General features: G+C 42.7%; 11 protein-coding genes. 2 read left to right on the forward strand and 9 right to left on the reverse strand.

The window, feature by feature from the left end; genetic code table 11:
* The coding region (locus QM873_RS06560) for a Spy0128 family protein (protein WP_414279025.1) at positions 1–2,083 on the reverse strand (2,083 nt) is incomplete at its 3' end.
* A gap of 228 nt (positions 2,084–2,311) precedes the next feature.
* Between QM873_RS06560 and QM873_RS06565 the strand changes: the two genes are divergently transcribed.
* The gene (locus QM873_RS06565; RefSeq protein WP_270297276.1) at positions 2,312–3,328 is read left to right on the forward strand and encodes an NAD(P)H-dependent glycerol-3-phosphate dehydrogenase; all 1,017 of its coding nucleotides are present in this window, start codon (positions 2,312–2,314) and stop codon (positions 3,326–3,328) included.
* Positions 3,329–3,389: 61 nt separating this feature from the next.
* On the forward strand, positions 3,390–4,298 hold the full coding sequence (gene galU, locus QM873_RS06570; RefSeq protein ID WP_123159615.1) for a UTP--glucose-1-phosphate uridylyltransferase GalU: 909 nt from the start codon (positions 3,390–3,392) through the stop codon (positions 4,296–4,298).
* Between the two features lie 225 nt (positions 4,299–4,523).
* On the opposite strand, the gene QM873_RS06575 is transcribed toward galU, so the two are convergent.
* From QM873_RS06575 to QM873_RS06610, 8 genes are all read right to left on the reverse strand, one after another.
* On the reverse strand, positions 4,524–6,488 hold the full coding sequence (locus QM873_RS06575; protein ID WP_123159616.1) for a C69 family dipeptidase: 1,965 nt from the start codon (positions 6,486–6,488) through the stop codon (positions 4,524–4,526).
* Between the two features lie 239 nt (positions 6,489–6,727).
* On the reverse strand, positions 6,728–7,402 hold the full coding sequence (locus QM873_RS06580; protein WP_414279026.1) for a rhomboid family intramembrane serine protease: 675 nt from the start codon (positions 7,400–7,402) through the stop codon (positions 6,728–6,730).
* Positions 7,386–7,925, reverse strand: coding sequence for a 5-formyltetrahydrofolate cyclo-ligase (locus QM873_RS06585; protein ID WP_154854332.1), 540 nt, complete (start codon positions 7,923–7,925; stop codon positions 7,386–7,388). The genes QM873_RS06580 and QM873_RS06585 overlap by 17 nt, the downstream gene beginning before the upstream one ends.
* 12 nt (positions 7,926–7,937) lie before the next feature.
* Positions 7,938–9,071 carry an N-acetyldiaminopimelate deacetylase gene (locus QM873_RS06590; protein WP_414279027.1) on the reverse strand — a complete coding sequence of 378 codons (1,134 nt, stop codon included), beginning with the start codon at positions 9,069–9,071 and terminating at the stop codon, positions 7,938–7,940.
* A gap of 63 nt (positions 9,072–9,134) precedes the next feature.
* Positions 9,135–9,833 carry a 2,3,4,5-tetrahydropyridine-2,6-dicarboxylate N-acetyltransferase gene (gene dapD / locus QM873_RS06595; RefSeq protein ID WP_006595464.1) on the reverse strand — a complete coding sequence of 233 codons (699 nt, stop codon included), beginning with the start codon at positions 9,831–9,833 and terminating at the stop codon, positions 9,135–9,137.
* Between the two features lie 209 nt (positions 9,834–10,042).
* Positions 10,043–10,957, reverse strand: a complete 915-nt coding sequence (locus QM873_RS06600) for a hypothetical protein (protein ID WP_154854325.1) — start codon at positions 10,955–10,957, stop codon at positions 10,043–10,045.
* Between the two features lie 69 nt (positions 10,958–11,026).
* On the reverse strand, positions 11,027–11,938 hold the full coding sequence (locus QM873_RS06605; protein WP_154854322.1) for a hypothetical protein: 912 nt from the start codon (positions 11,936–11,938) through the stop codon (positions 11,027–11,029).
* A 17-nt stretch (positions 11,939–11,955) separates the two neighbouring features.
* Positions 11,956–12,702 (reverse strand): hypothetical protein, encoded by a 747-nt coding sequence (locus QM873_RS06610; RefSeq protein ID WP_270297253.1) that lies wholly within the window; start codon positions 12,700–12,702, stop codon positions 11,956–11,958.
* Positions 12,703–12,711: the final 9 nt, after the last annotated feature.

The raw sequence follows: 12,711 nt of genomic DNA on the forward strand, positions 1-12,711 counted from the left end.
CTGTGTAAGAAATAGCGTCAAAGGTCACTTTACCAGATTTGTTGGTGACAGTTTGAAGTTTATTCGCACCTTCGTACAATTCAAAGCTAAACTCACCGTCTACCAAGTCACGACCTGTCAACTCTTTAGACAACTCAATTGTTGCAGTCGTTGCGTTTGGTGTGAAGGCATTGGTAAATGTTTTGTTTTCTGGATAGACGACTTCTGCCTGCAAGGCATTTCCATCACGAGTAACTTTAACAGTCACTTGTTTTTCAGCTGTGTCGTAAGCAATAGTGGCATTATCGCCTTTGACCTCTTTCACAGTGTAAGTGTGTTCACCTTCTGCTGTGTAAGAGATTGATTCAAAGGTTACTTTGCCAGATTTGTTGGTGACAGTTTGAAGTTTGTTTGCACCTTCGTACAATTCAAAGCTAAACTCACCGTCTACCAAGTCACGACCTGTCAACTCTTTCGTCAACTCAATTGTTGCAGTTGTTGCGTTTGGTGTGAAGGCATTGGTAAATGTTTTGCTTTCTGGATAGACGACTTCTGCCTTCAAGGCATCTCCGTCACGAGTAACCTTAACAGTCACTTGTTTTTCAGAAGCATCGTAAGTAATTGTAGCATTATCCCCTTTGACCTCTTTCACAGTGTAAGTGTGTTCACCTTCTTCTGTGTAAGAGATTGATTCAAAGGTTACTTTGCCAGATTTGTTGGTAACAGTTTGAAGTTTGTTTGCACCTTCGTACAATTCAAAGCTAAACTCACCGTCTACCAAGTCACGACCTGTTAGGGCCTTATCTAATTCAATGACCGCACTGGTTGGTGTCGGTTCTTTGACAATTTTCTTATTTGTAACTGTTTTAAGGGCTGTTTTTGTTGTTCCAAAATCTTCTGCTTTGACATCAATTGGAGTTGCATCCAATTCATATCCTTCTGGAGCTTTTGTTTCAACTAATTGGTAAGCTGTGTTCAACAAGCCACCAATACTTGCTTCTCCTTTTGCATTGGTTGTCAACTTACCGACAACTGCACCTGTTGCAACACGGATCACGTTAAATTCAGCACCTGCTAAAGCAGTGTTTTCATCCTGGCTATCAACTTTCTTGAGGTTGATGGAGAAGGTATATCCTTGGGCTTCCCCACCAGCAGTTTGATAAACGAATGGGTTGCTCTTAGTTTCAACAACTTTTTTTGCATTCAAAGTTACATTGTTGAGGAACTTTTCCCCATTTGCAGGGGTATAAGGAATCTTCACCTTATAGACAATCGAGTAACCTTCACCTTGGGCTACATTTCCCAAGCTAACCTTGAAACTCTTCTTATCTGCTCCAAACTCAACTGGTAAAGAGACAACTTGCCCGTTTTTCAATTCTAATTTATGCGAACTGTTAACGGCCCAATTCCCTTTTTTAATCACAAAGGAATCTTCTACATAGTTCATTCCTTCTGTTTGCAATTGGTCAGTCACAACTGTCTCTGTTAAAGGCGCTTTCGCGGCATTGACACGTACTTCATATTGACGAGTGATGCTGCCATCTGCTAAGGTTTCTGTCCCCCAGCTAACCTTATCCAAGGTCTTTTCAGCATTCCCTGGGTCAACTACAAAGTCAACTTTTCCTACAGGGACAGGATTGTTGTCCACGTTCAAGGTGATGGGTACCTTGCTTGGAGATGCAGTTGCAGGCTCTACCCGAACTGCAAAGAACATGCTTCCTGAAATATTTGATTTCTTTTCCACATAACCTTCATAAGTCAAGGTGATGGTTTTATTTGCAGCATTAATGACTGCTTTTGCAACCACTGATTGACCATCCGGACTCATTACATCAAATGTTTGATCCGAAATAAATTTTAGATTCTGAGGGAGGGTAATAACCGCTTGATCCCCAGATTTGACCCCGTTCGGAACATTGAAAGTTAGATCAACCTTAATGTCCGTGTACTGGTCCACGGGTGACTTAGCAGGTGTGATCGTTTTACTTGTAATTTGGATCTTTCCTGTTGAGCCATCAGCATGGGCCGACCGAATTTTGGACAAACCAAAGACACTAGCTAAAACTAATACTAAGGTCAGTATTATTTTTAAGCTTTTTTTCATCATAAACTCCTTTTCTTTTTTGTTTCTCCCGTATATCACTAGCTAGAGTAATATACGAAAGCAATATTACCATATTCAGAATATAAATGCAAGAATAATTTACTAAAATTACCAATATTTTTCAGTTATCATATTATTTGCTTTTCCTATGAAATTCAGCTAGATTCCAAAGCTTTTTTCTCTATAGTATGGTAAAATAGAAATGAAATCTTCACAAAGGAGAATACTATGGATAAACAAACCGTTGCGGTCATCGGTCCAGGTTCTTGGGGAACTGCCCTTTCTCAAGTCCTCCACGATAATGGCCATGAAGTACGGATCTGGGGAAATGTCCCAGAACAAATCGACGAAATCAATCAAGAACATACCAACAAACGCTACTTTAAGGATGTCCTTCTCGATCCAGGGATCAAAGCCTACCACGATCTGAATGAAGCCCTTTCTGGTGTGGATGCGGTCCTCTTTGTCGTTCCAACCAAGGTAACACGACTCGTTGCCAAGCAAGTAGCTGAACTCTTGGACCATCCTGTCAAGGTCATGCACGCTTCCAAAGGATTAGAACCAAATAGTCACAAACGGATTTCTCAAATCTTAGAAGAGGAAATCCCTGCTTCTCTCCGTAGCGAGATTGTGGTCGTGTCTGGGCCAAGTCACGCTGAAGAAACCATCGTTCGCGATATCACTCTGATCACAGCGGCTTCTAAAGATTTAGAAACAGCTCGTTATGTTCAAGAACTCTTCAGCAACCACTACTTCCGCCTCTATACCAATACAGATGTGATTGGGGTAGAGACAGCCGGTGCCCTTAAAAACATCATCGCAGTCGGAGCTGGAGCCCTCCACGGACTTGGATTCGGAGACAACGCTAAGGCTGCCATCATCACGCGTGGACTAGCTGAAATTACCCGTCTAGGTGTCAAACTAGGCGCTAGCCCCTTAACCTATAGTGGACTATCCGGAGTTGGAGACCTGATCGTGACAGGGACTTCCATCCACTCTCGGAACTGGCGTGCTGGGGATGCCCTTGGTCGCGGTGAAAAACTAGAAGATATCGAAGCCAACATGGGCATGATCATCGAAGGGATTTCAACCACTAAGGCTGCCTACGAACTGGCTCAAGAGCTAGACGTCTACATGCCAATCACACAAGCCATCTACCAAGTAATTTATGAAGGGCAAGATATTCGTGAAGCCATCAACTTCATGATGAGCAACGAATTTAAAGAAGAAAATGAGTGGAACTAAGGAATTCTTCCTTCCCAATCAGATCAACAACCAATCATTCTTCAGTTAGAAAGGAATTATTATGACAAAAGTTAGAAAAGCAGTCATTCCTGCGGCTGGACTTGGAACTCGTTTCCTACCTGCTACTAAAGCCCTGGCCAAAGAAATGCTGCCAATCGTGGATAAGCCAACCATCCAATTCATCGTTGAGGAAGCCCTTAAGGCTGGCATCGAGGATATTCTCGTTGTCACTGGTAAATCAAAACGTTCGATTGAAGACCACTTTGACTCAAACTTCGAACTTGAGTACAACCTCAAGGAAAAAGGGAAAAATGACCTGTTGAAACTGGTCGATGAAACTACCGGGATGCGCCTCCACTTCATTCGTCAAAAACATCCGAACGGCCTTGGAGATGCTGTCCTTCAGGCGAAGGCCTTCGTTGGGAATGAGCCTTTCGTCGTGATGCTGGGTGATGACCTCATGGATATCACAGATGATACAGCGACTACGCTCACCAAGCAATTGATGAATGACTACGATGAGACACATGCTTCAACCATTGCTGTCATGAAAGTTCCCCATGAAGAAGTTTCTGCCTACGGTGTCATTGCTCCTCAAGGGGAAGGCATCAACGGACTCTATAGCGTTGAAACCTTTGTCGAAAAACCGGCACCTGAAGAGGCACCGAGTGACCTTGCCATTATCGGTCGTTACTTACTGACTCCAGAAATCTTCCAGATTTTGGAAAACCAAAAACCAGGCGCTGGAAATGAAATCCAATTAACGGATGCCATTGATACCTTAAACAAGACCCAACGAGTATTTGCCCGTGAATTTAAGGGCAGACGCTACGATGTAGGGGATAAGTTTGGTTTTATGAAAACATCTATTGATTATGCCTTGCAACACCCACAGGTTAAAGATGATCTCAAACAATACATCATTGATCTTGGAAAAAAATTAGAAACATCTGAACAAACTTCGGACTAAACCATATACGAATCTGAAGGATGCAAAAGAGACTGACCATATGGTGTAAGTGGTTCGCCACTCTACAAAATGGTCAATCTCTTTTTTCTTGTAAAAAAGAAGAGAGTGGGACAGAAATCGGTCATTCGTTAGAATTCGATTTCGTCGTCCCACTTCCGCATAATTGAGAGGCTAGGACTTTTGTCCCAGCCTCCTCTTTCATTTATTCTCTTGTTTATCTATTTTTTAAGGATGAACATTGTAAGAATAATTTGTATTTGGGTAAGTCTCAATTTCACCTGGATTGAAATTAGAACCGAAGCGATTATTGTTGTTTACACTGTTTCCTGCTACAGGAGCTTCAGCTGGAGCTTGAACAGTTTCTTCAGGCTTCGCAGGGGTTGCTACTTGGGTAGGTGCAGATGGTTGTTTGTCCTTGTTAGCAGCATAGCCAAAGCGATTGTTTGGATTTCCTTCTGCATTTGCTGGGATATCCTTATTAGAAGGGGTAGCCCTATAATAAGAAGCAGGAATTTCAATTTTTGTAATATTTCCGTCAACTTGTGGTTTTTCTGAAACTGTTGGTGTGTCTGGTTTCTTAGGCTCTTTAGGATCTTTAGACTCTTCAGGATCTTTATAATTATCTGGTTTAGAAGCACGATAAGGATCTGACTTGCGTCCAGCTGCCTCTAATTGTTTTTCCATTAATCTTTCATAATCTTTGAAGTGTTGGAAAAGGCGATCAGACAAGTCAAGGGCATCTTTCGTTACTTTATCTTCAGCAGCTTTTGCAGCTTCCGGTTGATCTTTTAGTGAATAATATTCAATATCTTTCTTCTCTTGATCAGCAATAAATCCTTTTTCTAGTGCTTTCCAATGTTCTTGGACGGTTTTTCCAAAGATATCTTGATTGTTGATTGCCATGTTGTCAATATGCCAAACAGTCCAATACCAAGAATTTGGATCATAGGTTTCTGTTTGTGGTTTAAAGACTTCATGAGTGTCTTTCACATTTCCATAGAATGGGACATATGGAGTGTTCCGTGATGGTCCCATTCCTAGCCAAACTGTACCACCAAATGATTTTGGTAGTTTTGGATTGATTTGATAGACATGGGCATCAATAACATTTTCATTACCTAGTGCATATTTGTATTGATCTTTGCGAACTGTGTCGTTTGCACCATTGTCACCTTGTTTCTTGACACCGATTTGATCGTCCGGTACAAAGCGACCATTCAAGTGTTCAAAACGGTTGCGTTGGAGAGCAAAGGCATCTTCTAATGTAAATTTCTTATTTGGATCAGTTGGTGAGCGGAAGAGTTCGTATTCATCATCCTCGTAAGTCACTTTTGAATTTGGATCAAGTACTGTAATCCCTGCATAAGTCCGAGAACGGTCTCCTTCTGCATATTTTTCAGGTCCGTAAGACTTAGCAATATGGAAGTTGCCATCTTTATCAGTCTTGTAACTTCCTGATTCTTTTGCTACTTTTTCAACATCTTTTGAAGCGATAACATTTTCCTTATCATTCAAATCAACGTGACCAAGGTAGTAGGTATTTGCAAAGACTGCATATTTATCTTCTGGTACCTTCACCGCTACATATTGGTGACCTGAAAGGATTTCCATATACCAGGTTTCGTTTTGGTCAGCAACTACAACTGTATTTCCTTCGGCTGATCCCTTTTCTTCGATAACTTTTCCAAGTAATTCGATTGCTTCACGAGCTGTTTTTGCACGAGGTAAAATCACATCGAGCATAGCAGCTTCTGGAAGTCCATCTTCTTTTAGTGGATCTTTTGCTAATACTTTTTTATTTGGGATTGCTGTAACAGTGGCAGTCATTGAAACACCCGCTTCGTTGAAGCCATGTTCTCCGAAAGCACCGTTGCTACCGTCTCCACGAGCGGAGTCATAGGTAGCTGTGTATTTCATTTCACTGGCAGCATGAGGATAGGTGAAACCATTGGATTCGTCCTGAATTTGGTCCCCTTCCTTATAATTCTTGGCATCAACAACAACATAGTTTTTGTTGTGTTTTCCGCCATTTGGATAATAAGGATAGTCCTCAGTCCGGCCAAACAGGGTGGTCCCATCCTTGGTCAACTGACGTCCAATGATAAATCCACAGCAAGCCTCAACAGCTTGAAACGGAAGGAGCAATATAGCCATCGCTACTAGCGAGAGCTTAATCAACCATTTTTTCATTGCAAATCTCCTCTTATTTAATATTTTATCCATTTTATGAATGGATAAGAAAGATATTTACAATTGCTAGTTTACTCCTTTTTAACCCTTTTTGCAAGCGCTTTCTTATGTTGTCTTTATTCACCTTTAGAGCATCTTTTTGGGTGTATCTGCTTGTTTTTGGTTTTTATATACAAAAAAACTGAGACTTCACTCAGTTTTCAGATAATTTACAAATTCGTTACAAATTCTTTGAAGGGCTAAAATATAAAAGGCCAAGCGTAAAGAAGGGTGGCCCCAGCTATATAAAGGAGCAGAGCTCCCAAGCGCCAAGTTTTTTTCACGCTATCTCGCTCACCATAGACTGGAAAGACAAAGGCTAGAATCCCTCCTCCTACCAAGCCTCCTAAGTGACCTGCCAGACTAATCCCCGGCATAAAGCTAAAGAGGATATTGACCAGGATCAATGAAGTATAACTTTGGCTCAGATACTGAATGTAGGGACTCCGAGCAATGAAGCGCAAACTGGCAATGGCCCCAAAGATGCCGAACAAGGCGGTAGAAGCCCCAGCTGCTACGACTTCTGGGGAAAAGATCATCACAAAAAGATTGCCCATTAAACCTGACAAGATGTAAAGGGCTAGAAAAGCTTTGGAGCCAAATAAATCCTCTGCGATTCTTCCGAGAAAATAGAGGGTAACCATGTTTAAAACAAAATGTTGCAAGCCAACATGAACAAACATGGCAGCAAGCAAACGCCAGCTCTGGCTCGGGTCCATTTGGATTTCCGCCCCTAAGACACCCCCAAAGTCGTAAACAGTTTGGACCGATTCATAGTCAAAGCCACGAAGCAATAACATGGCTAGAAAAACGCCGGTTGTTAATAGGAGCAAGCTACTGGTCACCGGGTATTTCTTATCAAATAGTTGATTCATCCACAAGAACCTCCTGTACTGGAATATCATGGGGAGCAGGTGAAAAGTCTACTTCCTGGCAAGCATAGATAGTGCTGACGGTCGCTCCGTCGAAATCTGCCAAATAGCGATCGTAATAGCCTCCTCCATAACCCAGACGGTAGCCATCCTTTTGAAAGGCCACTCCAGGAACATGGATCAGGTCAATCTCCGACTGATCTATCACTTGAGCCCCATCCTCTGGTTCCAAGAGACCAAAGGCTGTTGGTTTCAATTTCTGCGGATCATAGACTGCAAATTCCATGCGCCCTTTGGGATAGGTTTTTGGGATGACAACCTGTTTGCCATCTTCTTGAGCTGCATCAATCAGAAAACTCGTATCCACCTCATGCGGGAAGGACAAATAGGTCGCAATCACGCTTGCTTCTTGGTAAGCTGACAAAGAGCGTAACCGCTGGATCAAGGCTCGATCAGCCTTTCGCTTGTTCTCCGGCTCCAAGCCTTTCATCTTCTTCAATATACTTTTTCGAATACTTGCTTTCATTTCCGTCTCTCTTTATTGGTTGGCTTTCATTTTTAAGAAAGGACTAATGGCTTTGACACCAAAGTGCAGGGTTTCTTCCTTGGGACTCATCTGAGGGTGATGAAGGGCATAAGGACTGTCCACTCCCAACCAGAACATGACTCCATCCACTTTTGACAAGAGATAACCAAAATCCTCTCCGGTCATGGCGGGTAGGATATCCATCAAGGTCACATCTTCTGCTTGATCAAAGAAGGTCATCAGTTCATCTGCCAAGTCTGGATTGTTTTCCACTGGCAAATAGCCCCCTTGCTTGAGTTCCAAGTCTATGTCCATATCAAAAGCAGCTGCAGCTCCTCTCGCAATCGTCTCGAGTCGCTTCTGGGTCAAGAGGTTCATTTCCATGGTCAGGGTCCGAATCGTCCCATGCAGAAAGGCCGTCTCCGCAATGACATTATTGGTCGTGCCCGCATGCATGGAACCAAAGGTCACAACTGCTCCCTCGATAGGATCGACATTACGGCTGACAATGGTTTGAACCTGGGTGACAAAATAGCTGGCAGCAACCAAGGCATCCTTAGCTTCATGCGGAAAAGCGGCGTGTCCACCTTTTCCTTTAAAGGTCAGCTTCACTTCACAGGTCCCTGCAAAGAGCGTCCCCCGATTGGTCGCGATTTCGCCTACCTTTAAGTCCGGACGGACATGGAGGCCGTAGAATTGATCAGGTAGCCAGTCTCCAAAGGCCCCATCTTCATACATAAGCATGCCTCCAGCTTCATTTTCCTCGGCTGGTTGAAAGAGGAACAAGAGATTGTTCTTAGGCTGTTCTTGAACCAATTGCTCCAACAAGCCCAAGGCTAAGGTCATATGAACATCATGGCCACAGGCATGCATCCGACCTTCGTGGTGGGAGGCAAAGTCAAGGCCAGTTTGCTCGATAATGGGCAGTCCATCGATATCCGTCCGCCAGCCAATGGTCTTTTCTGGATTGGATCCTTTCAGAAAAACCAGGATCCCCGTCCGCCAGGTCCGCTGCTCGACGAATTCTTTTCCCTCGGTGATTTCTGCGATGCGCTCCAAGAGATAGGCTTGTGTTTTAAATTCTTCTAGTCCAATTTCTGGGATTTGATGCAGGTCCCGCCGAATTTTTACTAAATCAAGTGTCATATCCATCTTCCTCTTTTGAGAAGAAGCCGAGGTATCCCCCAGCTTCCTTTTCTTATTCCTCTATTATAGGTTACGCAAGGCATCCTCAAGCGCTGTTTTTTGTTGCGTCTGTTCGTCAATCGTCTTGATCACGCGCGCAGGTACACCTGCTACCACTACATTTTCAGGTACATCTTGGGTAACAATCGCACCCGCTGCTACGACAGAGCCATTGCCAACTTGAACCCCTTCGATGACAACGGCATTGGCACCCACCAAGACGTTATCCCCGATACGAACTGGTTCTGCAGAGGCTGGCTCAATGACACCTGCAAGGACTGCTCCTGCTCCGATATGGCTATTTTTACCAACCGTTGCACGGCCACCAAGAATAGCTCCCATATCGATCATGGTCCCTGCACCAATTTCAGCCCCGATATTGATGACGGCTCCCATCATGATTACCGCATTGTCTTCAATGGTCACCTGATCTCGAATGATCGCACCCGGTTCAATCCTGGCATTCAAATAACGCTTGTCCAGCAAAGGTACCGCTGAATTGCGACCATCTTGCTCTACGATATAGTCTTTGTTTTCTGTTAAGTTGGCAAGAAGGGGCTCAATCTCTTTCCAGTCTCCAAATAGGACATTGCCTAGCTTTACAACGGATGCTGGAAGCTCTCCTGCCAATTCCCCTTCAAAGGTCACTTTTACGTTGGTTTTCTTTTCTGCATTGCCGATAAAGGCGATAATTTCTTGTGCAGTCATTTTTTGTGCAGTCATGTCAGTACCTCTTGTTCTTTGTAGTCAGTCCTCTAGGAAGATAAACTCCTTTTGAACTCTTAGATTTTACTATTATAGCATAATTTGCAAGAATTCTTTCTCATCTAAAAATTTCATCAAAGCAACACGTTCTGGACCAATAGAGACAAGTAGAGAGGCCAGAATTTTTTGACAACCCCTAAATAGGAATTCTCAGATGATCTTATCGATTATGATTTATCCTCAACACTCCTTATACTCTTCAAACGGAATCTTCCCCCAGTTTCATCAAAAGACATAAAGACACTCATCTTATCCCTTGTAGTATAGACGATTGTAATTCGTTTGACTCCCCCAATAGCATAATTATTATGCATAAAGTCAGGAGTTCCTAATTCTTTTACAGCTTCTGTCAACTCTAGACCTTCTTCAGATGAAGCTTGCAAAGCCTTATAGTCTTTACTTGTTTTCGTGACTTCTCCTCTAAAACTTTTCCTAGTATAATAGGTCACACTACTGAGTTCCATAGAATCTTGTTCTTTCTGAAAATTAAGAGACAAGCGCCCTGTATCCCCGACGAGCTCATATTCTAATCCGATTCTCTGGCTACCGTCGGAGCTAGAGGACAGGTGACCAGAGACCGCTTTCCCAATCTGATCGACAATCTGCTCTGGCGTTACATTAGGTTCATTCGCTTTTCTCACTAAAGAAATGAAATCCTCTATGGACAATTCAATTCTGTGGTCCTTGTCAATATAAGGAGAATCTTCTCCAAAAAATGTAAATTCAGTTTTTACGGATGAATCTGTTGGGAGCTTCTCAGTCTTTTTAGTGGTTGAATAGGAATCTCTTTGATGGGAAAGGTATCTTACATAGTGGAGAGCCCCACAAAAGAGACACACAATGACGACAAGACCTATCCCTAGCTTCAGGAGACCACTGCGACGAGAAAACCAGGATGCTTTGAACTGGCCCATTTGGGATGCGTATACTCGATCTGATCTCGAATATTTGTCTTCCTCAAATTGATCTTTGGATTCAAATACCTCTCCTTGTGGTTGACCTTCTGAAAACACCTCCGGTACTTTTTTATTCCCCCCTGGCACTTTTGACCATTCTCGTTGAATTTTTCTACCTTTTTGCATTTCACTCTCCCTTATTCTCGTTTCTCAGGATGGAAGAAAACGGAATGAGACTCCTCCTTCTCACTTTAGTTATTCTTTTTTATCCTTCAATTTCGTCATACTTCCCAAACGGAAAAAATCTCCATCTTGATCAAAATACAAGGTAACTCGCATCTCATCACTTGCTTTATAGGAGATAGCAATTTGAGCCTCCGTCCCAGGTAAAAAACTGGAATAGAGCCAATCTGGTACTCCCAATTCTTTGATAGCTTCCATCAACTCCACCCCCTCTTGACCTGGCTGAGGAATAAGAGCACTATAATCATCACTTGTTCTTTCAGTTGATTCTCTCTGGCTTTCTAGGGTAAAATACTGAATCGAATGCAGAAGGAGGCGATTCTCCTTTTCACTAAAATCAAAGTCCAGTGCTGCTTTATTATCGGTAAGGAGATACGTCAATACACTTCCTCGACTACCATCAGAGTCTATACTCACATATCCATCTCTTGCTTTTCCTAATTGGTTGAAAATATCATTCATAGTAAGGTTGGCATCATTAATTTTTCTAATGTATGCGACAACCTCCTCTATATTGATATCAACTTTATGATTTGGGTCTGTATAGCGAGAGTTTTTATTAAAAAGATTTTTAAATTCCTTATCTGATAAACGAGCCTCTGTCCCCTTGCTTAATTTTACAGAGTGAGAATCATGCGCAGGTGATTTCACATATCGAGACACAATGTTAAAAAGGAACAAGAGGAACAGACCTCCTAGCACTAGCTTGAAGAAAATAGAGAAATGAGCTAAGTAAGACTTCTTAAGCACACTTTTTTGAAGATTCTCTCCACCATTTCGCTTCCCTGTTTTTGCTTCTTTGACCCTGCTTGGTAGTTCCATCCTATCATTCTGCAGATTACTTTTTGAAGAGAGCTCTGAAGAGATTTTATTTCCACCTGGGACCTTAGTCCATTCTCTCTGAATCTTTCTACCTTTTTCCATTCAATTTCTCCCCTCTATCAGGTAAGACTTGTAATCCCTTGAGAGTCCACCTGGCTCTTTCGCAACAAATAGCAAGAACCATCCATTATTTCAATCTCTAATAAATAAGATTTCCCCTTCTCATCCTGAAAGGATAGTTGAAAACCTTCCTGATCAGGCCCGATCTGGCGTCGGACGAGGAATTGTAATCCCTGATAGCTACCTAGAAGTGCTTTCAGATCTATCTTTTCTCCAGGTTCTAAGTTCTGGTAAACTTTTTCTGAAAAAGCTTTTTCCCCCTCCCGGTCTAGATTGGCTAGACTGGCGTCAATCTCTTCTAGCAGATAACTCCCATCAGCCCCCTTGCTAAAAAGCAAACGGATGGAGGCTCCCTTTCCCCTATCGTCCCATCGATAGAGCAGGGAGAGACTGGGTTGCTTACTTGCTGTAGATTGAAAGAGAACTTTCTCTTGGGGGTGCCCCATCCCCTTCAGAAGGGTCTCCAGGCGACTTCCAGTCTGCTTCAGGCTACCGTTTTGGTTCTTTATCGACAGAGAAAAATGCTTAATTTGTTCCAAGGTCCATGGCGAATCCTTTTTTTCATTCGTTTCTTTTAAGAGTCGCTCCCCTTGAAATTCTTTCGCTTCAAAAGTTGATAAGTTCCTTATTTCACTTATCGCTGTAGAATTTTTCGGCGGATGACTAAGGACCTCTAACCCCATCCCTAGGAGGAGCGCTAGCAACAGGAGACCAGGAATTGTTAACTTCTTGATGACTGTATCCATTTACTCCTC

The organism is Streptococcus australis (assembly GCF_047463015.1).
Taxonomy (GTDB): domain Bacteria; phylum Bacillota; class Bacilli; order Lactobacillales; family Streptococcaceae; genus Streptococcus; species Streptococcus australis_F.